This is a genomic window from Paraburkholderia sp. RL18-101-BIB-B (genome assembly GCF_046026985.1).
GTDB lineage: Bacteria > Pseudomonadota > Gammaproteobacteria > Burkholderiales > Burkholderiaceae > Paraburkholderia.
Genome location: NZ_JARESV010000061.1, coordinates 16,104 through 34,041, shown reverse-complemented (window position 1 = coordinate 34,041; position 17,938 = coordinate 16,104). Strand labels below are relative to the sequence as shown.

Genomic DNA, 17,938 nt, shown 5'->3' with positions numbered 1-17,938 from the left:
GAAATTTAAGCGGTTAAATCCGAAGGAGGCAGCATGGCAGCGATTCGTTTGACGAATGTGCAGAAGTCGTACGGTGACCATCCGCCGGTGATCCGACGCGTGAACCTGGAAATCGCGCAGCACGAGTTCTGTGTCTTTCTTGGGCCGTCGGGTTGCGGCAAGTCGACCCTGCTGAGAATGATCGCCGGTCTCGAAGACCTGAGCGAAGGCGAGTTGCACATCGGCGGCCGTCTCGTGAACGACGTGCCCGCCGCAGCGCGCGGCGTGGCGATGGTGTTCCAGAGTTACGCGCTGTTTCCGCACATGACCGTGTTCGACAACATGGCATTCGGACTGAAACTCGCGAAACAGCCCAAGGACGTGATCGACAGCAAGGTCCGCGAAGCCGCGCGCATTCTGCAATTGGATGATTATTTGCAGCGCTATCCGAAGGCGCTTTCGGGTGGCCAGCGGCAGCGCGTCGCAATCGGCCGGGCGATCGTGCGCGAGCCCGGCGTGTTTCTGTTCGACGAGCCGCTCTCGAATCTCGACGCTGCGCTGCGTGGCCAGACGCGAGTCGAAATCGCCCGTCTGCATCAGCGCTTTGCCAACGCGAGCGTGGTGTACGTGACCCACGATCAGGTTGAAGCGATGACCCTCGCCGACCGGATCGTACTGCTGCACGCCGGCGCGGATGCGGAGCGCTTCGGCAGCATCGCGCAGAGCGGCGCGCCGCTCGAGTTGTATCACCATCCGAAGTCGCGCTTCGTGGCGGGCTTCATCGGTTCGCCGCGCATGAATTTCATCGACGCCGTGGTCGACTCGATCGAACCAGGCAGTGTGACGGTCTCGTTGCTAAAAAGCGGCGAGCGCTTGATCGCGCACGTCGATGGTCAACGCTTGCAGCGCGGCCAGCCTGTCACGCTCGGCGTGCGGCCCGAACATCTGCGCCTCGATGGCGACGATCAGTTCGTGCAGTGCACGACGGTGCTCTCGGAACGGCTCGGCGAGCACAGCTATATTCACGCGGATCACGCGGCGGGCACGCTCATCGCCAAGGCCGCGGGCGATACGCCGATCGGTTCCGGCGAGCGCATCGCCATTCATGTTCCGCCTTCCGCGTGTCATCTGTTTGACGCGGATGGGATGGCATTGCGGCGAAGCACCTTCGAACCCGAGCGGGCCGCCGCTTGAGTTTTCATTCGTGAGCGCTGAAAACACCCACTGATTCATCAAAGCCGAATTCCGCCACAGAGCGGGTTACATCGCCGGCAGCCACACGCTGCCGGTCAACAAGGTATCAAGGAGACACAAGATGATTGCTCTTCGCCTTCGCCGTCTTGCACACGTGTCGATCGCAGCCGCGCTGGTTGCCGGCTCGCTCTGCTGTGCCGCCGTCGACGCCGCCACGCTCAACGTCAACGTATCGGCGCGCGGTAATCAGCGCTCGACGTGGCAGGACGCGTTCGACAAGTTCAAGAAAGCCAATCCCGATGTCGATCTCAAGGTGACCTACATCACCGAAGAAGCGTACAAGGTGCAGATGAGCGGCTGGCTCGCCACCGATCCGCCCGACGTCGTCTCGTGGCACGACGGCGAGCGCATGGCGTATTACGCGCAACGCGGCCTGCTCGAAGATCTGTCGTCGGACTGGAGCAAGAACGGCTGGTCGCAGCAGTACGCGTCGGTGAAGGAAGCGTCGACGTATAAAGGCAAGCAGTACGCGGCGCCGCTCGGCTATGACGCCTACGGTTTCTTCTATCGCAAGGATCTGTTCGAGAAGGCCGGCATCAAGAGCGAGCCGAAGACGTGGGACGAATTTCTCGATGCCTGCAAGAAGCTGAAGGCGAGCGGCGTGGCGCCGATCGCCGTGGCCGCGCGCGATAGCTGGACGCTCGCCGCCTGGTTCGATTATCTCGATCTGCGCATCAACGGCAACGCATTCCATCAGCAATTGATGGCGGGCGAAATTCCCTACACCGATGCGCGCGTCAAGAAGGTGTACACCGCGTGGAAAACGCTGATCGACGATCACTACTTCATCGACAACGCGCTCTCCTACGACCTCGATTCGATCGCGCCGTTTCTCGTGAACGGCAAGGCGTCGATGATGCTGATGGGCACGTTCTTCTCTGCGAGCATTCCGGCGAACCTCAAACCGCAAACCGGCTTTTTCCGCTTCCCGGTGATCGATGCCAATGTGCCGATGGCCGAAGACGGTCCGGTCAACGTGCTGCTGATTCCCGCGAAAGCGAAGAACAAGGCCGACGCGCGCAGGCTGCTCGCCTTCATGGAACAGCCGCAGATCAACGCCGATCTCGCGAAGGGCTGGGGCCAACTGCCGTCGAATAGCCAGTCGGCGGAACCTGAAGACGCGATTTCGAAGGTCGGCTTCCAGACGCTCGCTAACACCAAAGGCGGCATCGCGCAGTTCTACGATCGCGACATGCAGAAGGAAATGGCCGACGAAGGCATGAAAGCGATGCAGCAGTTCTACAGCGATCCGTCGCAACTCGACGCCGTGCTCGTGCGTCTCGAAGCGACCCGCAAGCGCATCTACCAGAAGTAAAGAAGCAGTCCTGGAGCGCCGGCGGCGTAGCGACGGCCGGCGCTCGTCCTCGATTCGTCTTCGATTTTCCGACGAGGCCCGATCCATGTCTCATTCCGCAGCGCGCCGCTTCCCCGCGGCTTCGCACCGTCACGTCTCGACGACGCGCCGTCACCAGCACCGCGCCGCGTTTTTCTTCCTGTTGCCGGGTTGTGCGTTGTTCTGCCTGTGCGTGGTGTATCCGATCATCAGCAGCATTTCGCTCAGCTTTTACCACTGGGACGGCATGACGCCGAAAACCTTCGCGGGTTTCGACAACTACATCGAGCTGTTTCATGCCGACACGTTCTATACGGCGCTCAAGAACAATCTCATCTGGCTCGTGCTGTTCCTGCTCGCGCCGCCGCTCGGCCTGCTGTTCGCGTTGTATCTGAACCAGCATATCCGTGGCATGCGCGTCGTGAAGTCGCTGTTCTTCGCGCCATTCGTGCTCTCCGGCGTGGTGGTCGGTCTCGTGTTCAGCTGGTTCTACGACCCGGGCTTCGGCTTGCTTCGTCTGATTGTCGGCCACGGTATTCCCGTGCTCGGCGATCCGCACACGGTGACGTTCGGCATCGTCTTCGCCGCGCTGTGGCCGCAAACACCGTTCTGCATGGTGCTGTATCTCACGGGCCTGACCGGTATCAATCCGGAAGTGGTCGAGGCGGCGCGCATGGAAGGCGCCAAGGGCGTGAAGTTGCTGTGGTACGTGATCCTGCCTCAACTGCGGCCCGCCACGTTCATGGCCGTGGTGCTGACGGTGATCGGCGCGCTGCGCAGCTTCGATCTGATCGCGGTGATGAGCGGCGGCGGTCCGTTCGACAGCTCCACCGTGCTCGCCTATTACATGTACGACCAGGCCATCAAGTACTACCGCGAAGGCTATTCCGCGGCGATTGCCGTCGTGCTGTTCGCCATCATGCTCGTCTACATCGTGTTCCATTTGCGCCGCATGTTGCGCGAAGAACGCTGATCTCCAGGAGTTACGCGTCATGTATCCGCTTCCCGTCGAACGCTGGAAACCGCTCAATCGCACGCTTTACAAAGCGTCGCTGCCCATCGCGCTGCTGATCTGGCTGCTGCCGATGCTGGCCGTGCTCGTCACGTCGATCCGTTCATCGGACGAGCTTTCGCAAGGCGATTACTGGGGCTGGCCCAAACACTTCGCGCTGATCGAAAACTACGGTGCCGCGCTCACGCAAACGCCGATGCTGCATTACTTCACCAACAGCGTGCTGATCACGGTGCCGTCGGTGATCGGCGCGATCGTGCTGGCGTCGATGGCGGGTTTTGCTTTGGCGACCTATCGGTTTCCGGGCAATACGGCGGTGTTGTTCGCGTTCGTCGCCGGCAATTTCGTGCCGATCCAGATCCTGATGATCCCGGTGCGCGATATGGCGCTGAAGGTCGGACTCTTCAACAGCGTCTGGGCGCTGGTGATTTTCCACGTGTCGTTTCAGACCGGGTTTTGCACACTGTTTCTGCGCAATTTCATCAAACAGTTGCCGTTCGAAATGATCGAGGCCGCACGCGTGGAAGGCGCGAGCGAATGGACTATCTACCTGCGCATCGTGCTGCCGCTGATCCGGCCCGCGCTCGCCGCGCTAGGCATTCTGGTGTTCACGTTCGTGTGGAACGACTACTTCTGGGCGCTGTGTCTCACGCAAGGCGACGACGCCGCGCCGATCACGGTGGGCGTCGCGGCGCTCAAGGGCCAATGGACGACCGCATGGAATCTGGTCGCCGCCGGTTCGGTGCTGGCCGCGTTGCCTTCCGTGCTGATGTTCTTCGCAATGCAAAAGCATTTCGTCGCCGGTCTGACCTTCGGTGCAAGCAAGGGCTGAGCGCCTGTTCGACGTCATCCAACAACGAGACTTTCTCATGCAACTTGGTGTCTGTTATTACCCGGAACAATGGCCGCGCACGATGTGGGCCGACGACGCGAAACGTATGGTCGAGCTCGGCATCACGCATGTGCGGATTGCCGAATTCGCGTGGAGCCGGATGGAGCCGCGCGCCGGCGAATTCGTGTGGGAATGGCTCGACGAAGCCGTCGCCACGTTGGCGGCCGCCGGGTTGAAACTCGTGCTCGGCACGCCGACCGCTTCGCCGCCGAAGTGGCTGATCGACGCGTATCCGGAAGTGCTGCCGGTGCGCGCCGACGGCACGCGCTGGAATTTCGGCTCGCGCCGTCACTACGATATATCCAGCGAAATCTATCGCCGCGAGTGCTTGCGAATCGTCACGGCGATGGCGCAGCGCTATGGAAGGCATCCTTCCATCGTCGCGTGGCAGACCGATAACGAACTCGGCTGCCACGATACCGTACCCAGCTATTCGCCAGCAGCGCTCGGGCGCTTTCAAAGCTGGCTGCGGCGGCGCTATGAAACCGTCGAGGCGCTCAACGACGCGTGGGGCAACGTGTTCTGGAGCATGGAGTACCCGTCGTTCGAGGCGATCGGCTTGCCGAACCTCACGCCCACCGACGCCAATCCGATTCATCTGCTCGACTTCCGCCGCTTCATGTCGGACGAGGTGGCGAGTTTTCATCGCGAGCAGATCGATGTATTGCGCGAGTACGCGCCGAAGGCGGACTTGCTGCACAACTTCATGGGTTTTTTCACGACCTTCGATCACTACCGCTTCGCCAAAGACAATGCGCTCGATGTCGCCGCGTGGGACAGCTATCCGATCGCGCGCACCGAATCGATCGCGCTGCCCGACGAGCAGAAGGCGCGTTATGCGCGCACCGCGCATCCTGATGTTTCCGCGTTTGACCATGACCGCTACCGCGCGATAGGCAACGGACGCTTCTGGGTGATGGAGCAGCAGGCCGGGCCGGTCAACTGGGCGGCGTGGAATCCGGTGCCCGCGAAAGGCATGGTCCGGCTGTGGGCTTACGAGGCGTTCGCGCATGGCGCGGAACTGGTGTCGTATTTCCGTTGGCGTCAGTGTCCGTATGCGCAGGAACAGATGCATTCCGGGCTCAATCTGCCGAATAACGAATTGTCGCCGGGCGGCCTCGAAGTGCAACAGGCGGCGCGCGAGATTGCAGCTTGCGCCGCGCTGTCGGAACTCGCCGCGCCGTCGCGCGCATCTGTTGCGCTCGTATTCGACTACGAGACGCAATGGATGTTCGAGATTCAGCGTCATGGCAAAACCTTCGATTATCAGACGCTCGCGTTCGACTACTACGAGTCGTTGCGCGAACTCGGGCTCGACGTCGATATCGTGTCGAGCCGCGCGGATCTAACGGGCTATGCCATGGTGGTAGTGCCCAGCATTGCGGTGATCGACGACGCGCTCGTGCATCAGATCGAGCGGAGCGAAGCGCAATGGGTCTTCGGCCCGCGCAGCGGCTCGAAAACCGACAGCTTCGCCATTCCTTCCACTCTGCCGCCCGGCGCCTTGCAACGCGTTCTGCCGATGCAGGTGCTCGAAGTCGAAACGTTGCGGCCCACGCTGGCGCCCGCGGTGTCGATCGGCGGCATGCATGGTGCGGCGATGCATTGGCGCGAGCACGTGCGGGCTAATGGCGACACGCAGGTCGACGCGCAATTCGACGACACGTGGCCGGCGATTCTCTCGCACGGCAGGGTTCGCTATGTGGCGGGCTGGCTGTCGCACGCGTTGCATCGCACGGTATTGCAACAGGCGGCGCACGAGGCCGGGATCGACACGCAGCTATTGGCGGAAGGCTTGCGCATTCGGCGACGCGGCGATCTGACGTTTGCGTTCAATTTTGGCGCGGAGCCCGTGCATGCGCCGGCGCCGACAGATGCGACGTTCGTGCTCGGCGATGCGTTGCTGAAAACGGGCGATGTCTGCGCGTGGAAGAACGCCTGAGGCCGTTGACTGTTCGACGGAATCGAATCGAATCGAGTCGAAAAAGTGTGTGTTTGTCGGAGGGTGAAACTCAAGCGCTTCAACCTGGGACCAGGCGGCCTTCAGAATAGCCGCCCATCAATAGATGGAGGATGACAGATGAACAGAAGAGAAATGCTCGGCTGGCTCGCATCGACGGCGGCGGCAGCCGGCGCCGGTGCAACGCTCGGCGCACCGGCGCTCGCGGCCGAACTGCAAGCCTCGAGCCGTGGCAGTCGGTTTGCAAAAGGCGCGGACGTATCGACGCTGCTCGAACTGGAGGCGAACGGTGCGAAATTCTATGAGCACGGCGTACCGCACGACTGTCTGCTGCTGCTGAGAAGCCACGGCGTCGATTCGATTCGTATCAAGGTCTGGAACGATCCTGGCAATCCGAACTTTTTCCCGGCCGATCAAAGTCCCGCTGCCGGCTACAACAATGCCGAGCATGTGCGTGTGCTCGCGCGCCGCGCCGCCGCGCTCGGCATGCGCGTGCTGATCGACTTCCATTACAGCGACTGGTGGGCCGATCCGGGCAAGCAGTATCCGCCGCACGCTTGGGCCGGCAAGGACATCGTGCAGACCTGCGCATTGCTGTCGGAGTACACGTCGAGCGTGCTGAAGATGCTCAAGCGCGACGGCGTGCATCCGGAGTGGGTGCAAGTGGGCAACGAGATCACCGGCGGCATGCTATGGCCGCTCGGCAAATACGATCAGTGGGACAACCTCGCGCAATTGCTGAAGGCGGGGCACGACGCGGTCAAATCCGTCGATGAACGCATCAAGGTCATGCTGCATGTGGACAGCGGCGGCAACAACGCGACGAGCCGCTGGTGGTTTGACAGCGCGACCCAGCGCGGCGTCACGTTCGATGTGATCGGCTTGTCCTACTACCCACAGTGGCAAGGCTCGCTGAGCGACTTGCAGAACAATGCGAACGACCTCGCGACGCGCTACGACAAGGATGTGATGGTGGTCGAGACCGCATACCCGTGGACCACCAGCGACGGCGATTCCGAACCGAACTCGATGACCAATGTGGGCTCCGCGACTTACCCGCAGACCCCGGCAGGCCAGGCGCAGTTTCTCGGCGCGTTGACGGACATCGTCAAGGCGATACCGGACGGCCACGGCAAAGGCGTGTTCTGGTGGGAGCCCGAATGGATTCCGACGCCGAACGTCGGATGGAAAGTCGGCACCGGCGATCAGTGGGACAACAACACGTTGTTCGATTTCCACGGCAACGCGCTGACGTCGCTGGATGCATTTCGAAAACGCTAGTGGCTAGAGCCAGCCGCTATTGCGTGGGCGCCTGCGCCTTGTTACGGTTCGCGCAATCCGACGTGAACATCATGCTCGCCTGATCCGGCGTCATGTGCGGCGCGTCCGGGCTGTAGATCTTCTCGATGATGGCGCTGACCGCTTGCCGGTCAGCCGCATCCTTGTAGTACTTGGCGGCCTGATCGAGTGCTTGCGCCTTGGTCTTTTTGTGCGCGCGCCACGAGGCGACCTGCCCGGCGATATCGCCGATCGCAAAGCATTGGTCGCTGACGGTTTGCGCAACGGCTTGAACGGCCGGCTGCGCGAGACACACCGCAAGCAGCGCGGATACGACTACGCGTTTCATTCCCTGAATCCTGTGGTTAGATGAGCAACGGTGCGAAAGCGCTGGCATCTACCACCGCGGCAACCGAATGGGTCAACAACCGCGTAGTTTATCGGGAAGTGACGCGTCGCGTTTTCTGACGCGAGGCAGCAAAGAAAAAGCCGCCTCGAAAGGCGGCTTCAAACAACCATTAGATCATCCCGCGCACGGCCGCTCAATGCCCGAACGACTCCGCCTTCGACGCGCCCACGTTCGTCACATGCGGCCGTGCCGCCTGCTTGATCAGCAAAGCCACGCAAGAAATCAGACCCGCCACCGCGACCATCGCGAAGATGCCCCCGAACGTGAAATGGCGGCGCGTCAGTTCGGCCACGAGGAACGAACCCGCGATCCCGCCGAAGCGCCCGATGCCGAGCATCCACGCCACGCCCGTGCCGCGGCCTTCGGTCGGATAGAACGCGGCGGCGAGCGCCGGCATCGACGATTGCGCGGTATTCATCAACACGCCGGCGACGAACACGATGAACACCAGCGCGCCCACGTTGCCCACCGCCTGGCCGATGAAATACACGCTCACGGCCGTCAACGCATAGCAGGCCGCGATGATGCGGTTCGCGTTGAAGCGGTCCATCAGCACGCCGCACAGCACCGCGCCCACGCCGCCAAGCGGGAACAGCGCGGAAATCAGTGTCGCGCGCTGCGGCGTGAGTCCGGCGTCCTTCAGCAGGATCGGCATCCAGTTGATCGACGCGTAGAAGATCACGAGGCCCATGAAATAGGCGATCCACAGCATCACAGAACCGATGATGTACGAGCGCGACAACACCACCGCCATGCCCTTGCCGCCGGTCTGCGGCGCGGTTTCGGTCATGATGAAGCTGCCCGCTTGCGCCGCTTCGCTCGAAATGCGCGCGAGCGCCGTGCGAACCCGTTCGACCGGCTGGCTATTGGCCACCATATAGCGGACCGATTCCGGCATCTTGATCACGAGCAAGATCAGGAGCAGAAGCGGCGTGATGCCGCCGAGCAGCAGCACGCTGCGCCAGCCGAAATGTGGAATCATCCACGCGGCGAGGAACCCGCCGAACGCGGCGCCGAGCGGGAAGCCGCAAAACATCAGGTTGATCAAGGTCGCACGGCGGCGATCCGGGCAGTATTCGCCCATCATCGTCACGGCGTTCGGCATGGCCGCGCCGAGACCGACGCCGGTGATGAAGCGCAGCGTCGTCAGTTGCTCGATGCTGGTCGAGAATGCCGAGCCGAGGCACGCCACGCCGAACAGCAGCACCGAGCCGAGCAGCAGCGAGCGTCGCCCGAGCCGGTCGGACAGCGGTCCCGAGCCGAGCGCGCCGCAGGCGAGGCCGAACAGCGCCGCGCTCAGCACGGGCGCGAGCGCCGGCCTGGTGATGCCCCATTCGGCGATCAGTGAAGGCGCAATGAAGCCGATCGCGGCCGTGTCAAAACCGTCCAGCAGGACGATGATGAAACACATGAAGAACACGAGCCACTGGAACGGCGAAAAGGGATGTTCGTTGATGAAGGTCTGAACGTTCACAGCGGTGCTGCGGTTCATGATGGTCTCCTCACTGCTGAATACGGAAAGGCTCGTGAGTACGAGCCTTTTCTTTTTATACGATCGGACGCCGTTTTAGAAGCGGTGCACGATGCCCACGCCGGCGGCGAACTGGCTGCGCGACGACGACGGCGCGCTCTGGAAGCCGTCGCCGATGGTTGCCGTCGCGCTGATGATGTGGCCCGAACCGGCGGTGCCCAGCGTATTGCCGTTGGTGCGCTGGAATGCCTGCAACGCATAGAGGCCGGTGCGCTTCGACAACGCATAGTACTCGGACAGGTTGACCTGCTGGTACTGCGCCGAACTCGTGATGCCATTCGCCTTGGTGGCGCGCGTGTAGCTGTAGCCGGTCGCGAAGTCCCACGAAACGGTCGGCTTCCAGTGCAGCACGACGCCGCCCGTGTTGAAGATCGCCGTATCGCGGAAGCTCGAGCCGACACCCGGAATGTACTGCACATTCGAGTACGCCGCGGACACGTCCCAGCCATTGCCGAAGTTATAGCCGCCGGTCACGGCAAAGCGCTGTTGCGCCTGCGCCGTCTGATAGCCGTTGGTCACGGCCGACACGCCCGGCTGTGCGCCGTTGTTCGAGACGGTCGAGTCCGCGCCGTATGCGCCGCCGCCGAGCGTCGAGTTGTTGATGCGCATGAAGCCGACCGCGACGCCGACCGGGCCGTTGATGTACTGCACCGCGCCGCTCCACGTCGAGCCGCGATTCAGGCTGCCCGGCACGCCACCGAGCGAGTACGAGCCGCTGAACGTGAAGCCGTACAGTTTCGGCGAGGTATAGACCAGCGAGTTGTTCGCGCGGTAAATCGTGTCGAGCGCGTCGACGTCGCCCGGGTGTGCGCCGTAGAAGCCGGTGAGCCACGTGGTCGGGCTATACGGCGACAGCAGCGAGTAGTACGCGGTGTACTGGCGGCCGGCCTGCAGCGTGCCGTACGTCGGGTTCGTCACGCCGACCCATGCCTGGCGGCCGAACATCGCGTTCGTATATTGCTGCGCGCCGGTGGCGGAATTGAAACCCGACTCCAACTGGAAGATGGCTTTGGTGCCGGCGCCGAGGTCTTCCGCGCCCTTCAGGCCAAAGCGGCTGCCGGCCCACACGCCTTGCACCATCTTCACGTTCGATTTGCCGCCCGAGGTCGAGCCGAGCGAAGGGGCCTGACTGCTTTGATAGCCGATACCCGTATCCACGATACCGTACAGCGTCACGCTGCTTTGCGCGAAAACCGGTGCGCTGGCCAGAGCGGCGATCGCGCAGGCGAGCCGGGTCATTGTGATATTGCGATTCAAGAGGTGTTCTCCAATTCGACCTGCCTCGACTGCGACGGCAGTCCCGGCGACCCGGTCGTCATCAAATTCTTGTGTGCGAGTTGTTCGTATGTAGAACTGTGATTCTTTATGCGAACAAGTCTGCACTGTAAGTAATATGACAAGGAAGGGTCAACGCGGGATTACCCGACTTTGTTGCGGATGCACATCGGTTGGAAAAAGGCGCTGGACAGCGAGAAGGATCACGCAGGCCGCGGCGCGCGTCGGCGCGCCGGGAGGGGATGGGATTGGGAAGAGAGAGGAGCGCCGGCCTGACAGGCACCGCATGGTGCGGCGCGGCGCCCGGTGCAACGCGTGACGTGTAACGCGGCGTTCAGAAGATGACGTAGACCTTGCGCATCGTCTCCTCGACTTCCCAAAGCCCTTCGGTATTGGCTTCGAAGAAGAGCGTGTCGCCGCTCTCGAAGTGGATGGTCTCCTCGTTATCGGGCGTGAAGCGGCCGCGCCCCGCGATGAAGTGCATCACCTCGGCCTGCTTGACCGAGCGGCGGTAAGTGCCGGCGGTGCATTCGAAAATGCCGGTATCGATGGATTCGCTGCCCTTGATGACGCGTTGCACGCCCGACACCTGAATCGGCGTCGTGCCGGGCAGCCCGGCCTTGCCCCAGTCCTCCAGATTCTGCAGATTCACGCTTTGCTTGAGCTGCTGTACCTTCATCTTCTCGTTACCTTTTGAGTGCGCATGGGCCGTGTCATTGGCCGCTGGTTTGGGTGCTCGTCACGGTCTGCTCGATCTTGCCCAGCCGTACGACGGTCACGCCGGGCCGCAGTTGCCGCAGCGAAGGCATGACGAGCATGCAGTTGTCGTAGGGTGTGGTGACCGCCTCGCCGTTCGACCAGCCAATCACGGCGCCGGCCTCGGCGAAGATCTCCAGCCCCGTGTAGGGCGCCGCGAATCGAAAATCCATGCTGGTGGCCACCACCGGCTGCGTCACGCGGACGATGTGCTGCGCGGGCGGCAACGGCGCGAGCCAGCCCGCCGGCAGATCCGCTTCGTCGACCACGCCGGCCAGCAACAGGAAGCGCGCGGTGGTGTCGCGCGCGACCGCAACGGCGCTTTGTTCCCAATGCTGTCCGCATTCGATCAGCAGTGCGTTCTTCGCGCTGGCGGGGTCGCCGAAGCCTTCGTAGTCGCGCATGCGGCGGCCTTCCGGATGGCCTTCGTCGCAGATCACGGTGGCGGGCGTGCCGAGCCGCACGGCGAGGTCGATGCCTTTTGGCAGCGGTCCCGCGACGATCAACGGTTTGCTCTTCTCGTGCATGGAATGCAGATCGAGCAGGGCGTCGACCGTGTCGATCACCGGCCGCATTGCGCGCGCACGCGTCAATTCACTGGACGTGCGCGACGCGTCGTCGAGCACCGCGGCGGTCCACACGCGATTGAAATCCTGATTGACGAAGCGGGCCGCATCGGGCTCGGCGGGATCGAAGCGCTGATACGCAGCGACGTTCGCGAACGCCAACGTGAGGCGCCCGCGCCGCGGCCGCAACCCGCGCCGCAGCAATTCGTCGACGACGATCGCGCCGCACACCTCGTTGCCGTGCGTGAGCGCATTGATCATCACGTGCGGACCCGGCGCGCCCGAGTCGAACGTATGGACGTAGGCGATGCCGGACGCCGATTGTTCGTGGCGCGAAATATCGGGGAATTCGACTTCGATGGGGTAGGCTTCCATGCTCATGCGAGTTGTCCTGGCAGAGAGTGAGCGAAAGACTCAGGCGAGCTTTGCCGCGATCGCCTGGCCGACTTCGGTGGTGTTTGCTTTGCCGCCGAGGTCGCCGGTATGCGGGCCTTCCACCAGCGTCGCTTCGATCGCGGCCAGAATCGCGTCGTGCGCCTCGCGCTCCTTGCCGGCGTGATTGCCGAGGAAGTCGAGCATCATCGCGGCCGACCAGATCATCGCGATCGGATTGGCGATGTTCTTGCCGGCGATGTCCGGCGCCGAGCCGTGCACCGGCTCGAACAGCGAGGGAAACTTGCGGTCCGGGTTCAGGTTGCCCGACGGCGCGAGACCGATCGTGCCCGTGCAGGCAGGGCCGAGATCGGACAGGATATCGCCGAACAGATTGGTGGCCACCACCACGTCGAAGCGATCCGGATTCAGCACGAAGCGCGCACAGAGAATGTCGATGTGCTGCTTGTCCCACGTCACGTCCGGATACTGCGCGGCGACGCCGGCCGCGCATTTGTCCCACCACGGCATGCTGATCGCGATGCCGTTGCTCTTGGTGGCCACTGTGATCTTCTTGCGCTCGCGCCGTTGCGCGAGATCGAATGCGAACTTCAGCACGCGTTCGCTGCCGTGCCGCGTGAAGACGGATTCCTGCAGCACGAATTCGCGCTCCGTGCCTTCGAACATCACGCCGCCCACCGACGAATATTCGCCCTCGGTGTTTTCACGCACGATCCAGAAGTCGATGTCGCCCGCCTTGCGGCCCGCGAGCGGCGAAGGCACGCCGGCAAAGAGGCGGGCCGGGCGCAGGTTGATGTACTGGTCGAATTCGCGGCGGAACTTCAGCAGCGATCCCCACAGCGAAATATGGTCGGGCACCGTGTCGGGCCAGCCCACCGCGCCGAACAGGATCGCGTCGGCCGATTGCAGTTGCGCTTTCCAGTCGTCCGGCATCATCTTGCCGTGCTTCGCGTAGTACTCGCAGCTCGCCCATTCAATGTGCTGATACTCCAGCTCGATGCCGAAGCGCGTTTTCACCGCTTCCAGCACGCGAATGGCTTCGGGCATGACTTCGACGCCGATGCCGTCGCCGGGAATGACTGCGATCCGATATTTCTTCGACATGTTGTGCTCCTCCGTTGGGCTTCTGGATGATTCGATAAGGGCTATTTTATTCCTGCTGTTTGAGACTAAAATGGTCGCTTTAGTTAAGCCACTGTGCACGATTCGTGTACAAACGCCGCTGCCATCCATCAACCTATGAGCGCCGTCCCATCACCCGATCTCGGCGATTTGCGCGTGTTTTGCGAAGTCGCGCGCAAATCCAGTTTCAGCGCGGCGGCGGAGGCCTTGTCGGTGTCCGCGGCGTACGTCAGCAAACGCATCAACGTGCTCGAGACTACGCTCGGTACGCGTTTATTGCACCGTTCCACGCGCCGGGTCGCGATCACGGAAGCGGGCGAGCGCGTCTACACGTGGGCCGAAAAGATTCTCGACGATGTCGATCAACTCGTGGAAGACGTCTCCACCACGCGCCGCATTCCCGGCGGCAAGCTGCGCATTTCCAGCAGCTTCGGCTTTGGCCGGCGCTTCGTGGCACCCGCGCTCGCGCGCTTTTCCGAGCGCTATCCGCAATTGAGCGTGCGGCTCGATCTGTTCGACCGTCTCGTCGATGTGGGCGGCGAAGGCTTCGATCTGGATGTGCGCATTGGCGACGAGATCGCGCCGCATCTGATCGCGCGGCGGCTCGCGTCGAACTATCGCGTGCTGTGCGCGTCGCCCGGCTACCTCGCGCGGCATGGCGCGCCGCGCCAGCTCGCCGAGCTGTCCTCGCATGCGTGTCTCGCCATCAAGGAGCGCGACCATCCGTTCGGTCTGTGGCGATTGACGGTGCGCGGCGAGGCGGTCTCGATCAAGGTCACGGGACCGTTGTCGACCAATCACGGCGAAGTGGCGGTGGAGTGGGCGCTGGCCGGACGCGGCATCGTGCTGCGTTCCATGTGGGACGTGCGGCCGCTGCTCGAAAGCGGCCAGTTGCAGCAGGTGCTGCCCGAGGTCACGCAACCGGCGAATCTGTGGGCGGTGTATCCGGCGCGGCTCGCGCAATCGGCGAAGGTGCGGGTCTGCGTGGACTTTCTCAGCGAGGAATTCGCGCAATCGAGTCCGCCGGCCGACGGTGCAGCAGGCGCAGACATGGCGGAACGTTGAACGCCGAACCCTGAGCGGCAAGGTTCGGCGGATCAAGGACAAAGCAATGCCTAGTGATGATTCTGCGAGAACAGCGTTTCGAGCGGGTAATGGCTCTTCACGAACGGCGACTTGATGATCACGTAGCTGAAGTACTTCTCGATGCCGATATCGCGTTCCAGCAAACCTTCCACGATGCTCTGGTAATGGCTCACGCTGCGCGTGACGAACTTCAGCAGGTAGTCGTAACCGCCGCTTGCCAGATGGCACTCGACAATCTCGTCGACGTCGCGAATCGCATTCACGAACTTGATGAAGTCTTCCCGCCGATGATCGGCGAGCGTGACTTCGGTGAACACGATCTGCACGTCGCCGAGCTTTTCGAGCTGGATCTGCGCACCGTAGCCGATGATGTAGCCGGCTTTCTCCAGACGCTTGACCCGGATCAGGCAAGGACTGGGCGACAGGCCGACCGCGTCGGCAAGCTCGACGTTGGTTATGCGGCCTTTCTTCTGCAATTGGGAAAGTATGCGCAGGTCAATCCGGTCTAGCTTGCAGTCGCTGCTCATCGTAACGTTGTCGCTCCGGCGATCGGTGTGTGGGGCTGGGATGGCCCTCTACTCTAGCATGCGGTGGCATGAGTTTTGACCTTCAACGCGGCGCGCACGTCGGCTTGTGCGAGAACGTCGTCGAGGGTCTTTTCAAGCCGTTCGAACATCAGATCGAACTCGGCCTCGGTGTACGAGAGCGCCGGTGCGAAGCCGAGAATGTTGTCGCCGAAGGCGCGGAAAATCAGGCGGTTTTCATACGCGGCGGCGGCGATCCGTTCGGATAGTTTCAACGCCGGGTCGAAGCCCGCCTTGCTGTCCTTGTCGGCGACGAGTTCGAGCGCGCCGAGCAGGCCACGGTGGCGCGAGTCGCCCACCAGCGGATGCGCGAGCAGCGCGTCGAGGCCTTGCGCGAAACGCGGCGCGCGCGCCACGCCGTTCGCGAGCAGCCCGCCTTCGTGATACAGGCGCAGCACTTCGAGACCAATGGCCGCGCTCACCGGATGCGCCGAATACGTATGGCCATGACCGACCACCGCTTCAGCGTCGCCGTTCGCAATGCCCTGATAGATTTCGTCCGACATCAGCACGGCGCCCATCGGCGCGTAGCCCGAGGTCAGGCCTTTGGCCACCGTCATCAGATCCGGCTCGACGTTTTCCCCTTGGCACGCAAACAACGGACCCGTGCGGCCGAATCCGGTGATGACTTCATCGGCGACGAAGAGGATGCCCAGCTTACGGCAACTTTCACGCATCGCCTTGAGCCAGCCGACCGGCGGCACGATCACACCGCCCGAGCCCTGAATCGGTTCGCAGAAGAACGCGGCGACGTTGTCAGCGCCGAGTTCGGCCACCTTCGCTTCGAGCGCGGCCACCGAGGCGGCGATCAGCGCGGCGTCGTCGGCGAAATCGCCGCGGTACGCGTACGGCGACGGCAGATGATGCTGGTTCGGCAGCGGCAGATCGAAGTTGCGGTGGAACGCGGGCAGGGCGGTAAGGCCGGCGCCGGTCGTCGACGAGCCGTGGTAGCCGCGTTGCAGCGCAATGATGTGCTTCTTCGACGGACGCCCTGTGGCGTTGAAGTAATGCGTGATGAAACGCAGTGCCGAGTCCACCGCGTCCGAACCGCCGAGCGTGAAGTACACGTGTTGCAGCGAAGCGGGCGACACCTCGACCAGCTTTTGCGCGAGTTCGATGGCGGGCTCCGAGCCGAAATGGAAGTAGCCGGTCGCGTAGGGCAGCTTCTGCATCTGCGCGGTGGCGGCATCGACGATGCTCTGCTGGCCGTAGCCGACGTTCACGCACCAGAGTCCGGAAAACGCGTCGAGCAGTTCGTTGCCGGCCGCGTCGCGCAGAAATGCGCCGCTGGCGGATTCGAGGACGGTGACGCCGCGTGCTTCGTGCACGCGGTAGTTGATGACCGGGTGAATCAGATGCTTGCGGTCGGCTTCAATGAGCGATTGAATCGGCATGATGGTTTCTCGTCGCGGGAAGGGGCTGTTGACCGTTCCATACTACTGATCAGCGACGATCGCCTGCTCACCTAAACAATTGCCTGAAAAGCGCGCACGACGCGTTTTGATGCGCGGTCTTGGCATTTTCTGCTGCGGACGCTGAAAAGCGGCGCCGCGCGGGCGTTTCATGCGGTGCTGCCCTCAATAGCCTTGCGCGCGGTCGATCTGGCCGACCATCGGCAAGCCTTCGCGATGGCGGCGCAGATTCTCCAGCACCACCTCGACGGCGGTTTCGGGCCGCGTCGCGCTGGCGATATGCGGCGTGACGCGCACGCGTGGATGCGTCCACAGCGCATGACCAGCGGGCAATGGCTCGGGATCGGTGACGTCGAGAATGGCGTTCTGCAACTGGCCGCTCTCGAGCGCCGTCAGCAAGTCCTGCTGATTCAGATGCGGACCGCGGCCCGTTTGAATCAGCGACGCGCCGCGCGGCAGCTTCGCGAACAACTCCGCGTCGAGCAGCCCGCGCGTGGCAGGCGTGAGCGGCAACAAGCAGATCAGAATATCGGTGCGCGCGAGAAACGCATCCAGTGCGTCTTCGCCCGCATAACACGCCACGCCTTCGATCTCGCGACCCGAACGGCTCCATCCCGCGCAGTCGAAGCCGAACAGGCGCAACCTTTCCAGCACGGCCGTGCCCAACACGCCAAGCCCGAGCACGCCGACGCGGCGTTGACTGGCCGGCTTGAGCGGCAGCTCGCGCCAGACCTGCTGCTGTTGCTGAAGCCCGTAGTCGAACAGATCGCGATGAATCGTCAGCACGGCTTGCGTGACGTACTCGACCATGCCTTCGACGATCCCCGGCTCGATCATGCGAACGACCGGCACATGCTCCGGCACGCCCGAAAGATCGAACTGGTCGATGCCCGCACCGACCGAGAACACGACTTCCAGATTAGGGAAGGTGCGCGTCGGATCTTCCGGTGGCTGCCAGGCGGCGAGATAACGGATCGCGGCCGGGTCGCCAAGATCGGGCCAGATATGAAACGGCAACTCCGGCGCCTTCTGCGCGAAGAGTTTTGCCCACTGGGCGCCGCGCGCCGGGTCGGCTTTATAGAGGAAGGCCATGATG

General features: G+C 62.8%; 16 protein-coding genes. 7 read left to right on the top strand and 9 right to left on the bottom strand.

What is annotated here, in order from left to right; translation table 11 throughout:
• Window positions 1-33: 33 nt before the first annotated feature.
• The 6 genes from P0D73_RS41040 (at window position 34) to P0D73_RS41015 (ending at window position 7,711) form a co-directional block, all read left to right on the top strand.
• Entirely contained in the window at window positions 34-1,173 is a 1,140-nt protein-coding gene (locus tag P0D73_RS41040; RefSeq protein ID WP_408177840.1) for an ABC transporter ATP-binding protein, read from the top strand.
• 121 nt (window positions 1,174-1,294) lie between these two features.
• Window positions 1,295-2,548, top strand: coding sequence for an ABC transporter substrate-binding protein (locus P0D73_RS41035; protein WP_408177841.1), 1,254 nt, complete (start codon window positions 1,295-1,297; stop codon window positions 2,546-2,548).
• A gap of 85 nt (window positions 2,549-2,633) precedes the next feature.
• Complete coding sequence (locus P0D73_RS41030; RefSeq protein WP_408177842.1) at window positions 2,634-3,539, top strand: carbohydrate ABC transporter permease; 906 nt, start codon at window positions 2,634-2,636, stop codon at window positions 3,537-3,539.
• A 19-nt stretch (window positions 3,540-3,558) separates the two neighbouring features.
• Window positions 3,559-4,410, top strand: a complete 852-nt coding sequence (locus tag P0D73_RS41025; RefSeq protein ID WP_408177843.1) for a carbohydrate ABC transporter permease — start codon at window positions 3,559-3,561, stop codon at window positions 4,408-4,410.
• A gap of 37 nt (window positions 4,411-4,447) precedes the next feature.
• The gene (locus tag P0D73_RS41020) at window positions 4,448-6,412 is read left to right on the top strand and encodes a beta-galactosidase (protein WP_408177844.1); all 1,965 of its coding nucleotides are present in this window, start codon (window positions 4,448-4,450) and stop codon (window positions 6,410-6,412) included.
• A 138-nt stretch (window positions 6,413-6,550) separates the two neighbouring features.
• Window positions 6,551-7,711, top strand: a complete 1,161-nt coding sequence (locus P0D73_RS41015; RefSeq protein WP_408177845.1) for a glycoside hydrolase family 53 protein — start codon at window positions 6,551-6,553, stop codon at window positions 7,709-7,711.
• 16 nt (window positions 7,712-7,727) lie between these two features.
• Here the strand turns inward: P0D73_RS41015 and P0D73_RS41010 are convergent, their stop codons facing one another.
• The 6 genes from P0D73_RS41010 to P0D73_RS40985 all read right to left on the bottom strand — a co-directional run bounded on the left by P0D73_RS41010 (window position 7,728) and on the right by P0D73_RS40985 (window position 13,742).
• Window positions 7,728-8,057, bottom strand: coding sequence for a hypothetical protein (locus P0D73_RS41010; RefSeq protein ID WP_132381884.1), 330 nt, complete (start codon window positions 8,055-8,057; stop codon window positions 7,728-7,730).
• 193 nt (window positions 8,058-8,250) lie between these two features.
• The gene (locus tag P0D73_RS41005) at window positions 8,251-9,609 is read right to left on the bottom strand and encodes an MFS transporter (RefSeq protein ID WP_408177846.1); all 1,359 of its coding nucleotides are present in this window, start codon (window positions 9,607-9,609) and stop codon (window positions 8,251-8,253) included.
• Window positions 9,610-9,684: 75 nt separating this feature from the next.
• On the bottom strand, window positions 9,685-10,887 hold the full coding sequence (locus P0D73_RS41000) for a porin (RefSeq protein ID WP_132383248.1): 1,203 nt from the start codon (window positions 10,885-10,887) through the stop codon (window positions 9,685-9,687).
• Window positions 10,888-11,257: 370 nt separating this feature from the next.
• Window positions 11,258-11,602, bottom strand: coding sequence for a cupin domain-containing protein (locus tag P0D73_RS40995; protein ID WP_132381888.1), 345 nt, complete (start codon window positions 11,600-11,602; stop codon window positions 11,258-11,260).
• Between the two features lie 34 nt (window positions 11,603-11,636).
• On the bottom strand, window positions 11,637-12,626 hold the full coding sequence (locus P0D73_RS40990; protein WP_408177847.1) for a succinylglutamate desuccinylase/aspartoacylase domain-containing protein: 990 nt from the start codon (window positions 12,624-12,626) through the stop codon (window positions 11,637-11,639).
• Window positions 12,627-12,659: 33 nt separating this feature from the next.
• Complete coding sequence (locus P0D73_RS40985) at window positions 12,660-13,742, bottom strand: tartrate dehydrogenase (protein ID WP_408177848.1); 1,083 nt, start codon at window positions 13,740-13,742, stop codon at window positions 12,660-12,662.
• A gap of 135 nt (window positions 13,743-13,877) precedes the next feature.
• Between P0D73_RS40985 and P0D73_RS40980 the strand changes: the two genes are divergently transcribed.
• Complete coding sequence (locus tag P0D73_RS40980) at window positions 13,878-14,825, top strand: LysR substrate-binding domain-containing protein (protein ID WP_132381894.1); 948 nt, start codon at window positions 13,878-13,880, stop codon at window positions 14,823-14,825.
• A gap of 50 nt (window positions 14,826-14,875) precedes the next feature.
• Here P0D73_RS40980 and P0D73_RS40975 read toward each other — a convergent pair whose 3' ends face one another.
• The 3 genes from P0D73_RS40975 to P0D73_RS40965 all read right to left on the bottom strand — a co-directional run bounded on the left by P0D73_RS40975 (window position 14,876) and on the right by P0D73_RS40965 (window position 17,934).
• On the bottom strand, window positions 14,876-15,373 hold the full coding sequence (locus tag P0D73_RS40975) for an Lrp/AsnC family transcriptional regulator (RefSeq protein WP_011491802.1): 498 nt from the start codon (window positions 15,371-15,373) through the stop codon (window positions 14,876-14,878).
• Window positions 15,374-15,426: 53 nt separating this feature from the next.
• On the bottom strand, window positions 15,427-16,824 hold the full coding sequence (locus P0D73_RS40970) for an aspartate aminotransferase family protein (RefSeq protein WP_408177849.1): 1,398 nt from the start codon (window positions 16,822-16,824) through the stop codon (window positions 15,427-15,429).
• Between the two features lie 183 nt (window positions 16,825-17,007).
• The gene (locus tag P0D73_RS40965) at window positions 17,008-17,934 is read right to left on the bottom strand and encodes a 2-hydroxyacid dehydrogenase (protein WP_408435600.1); all 927 of its coding nucleotides are present in this window, start codon (window positions 17,932-17,934) and stop codon (window positions 17,008-17,010) included.
• Between the last annotated feature and the right edge of the window lie 4 nt (window positions 17,935-17,938).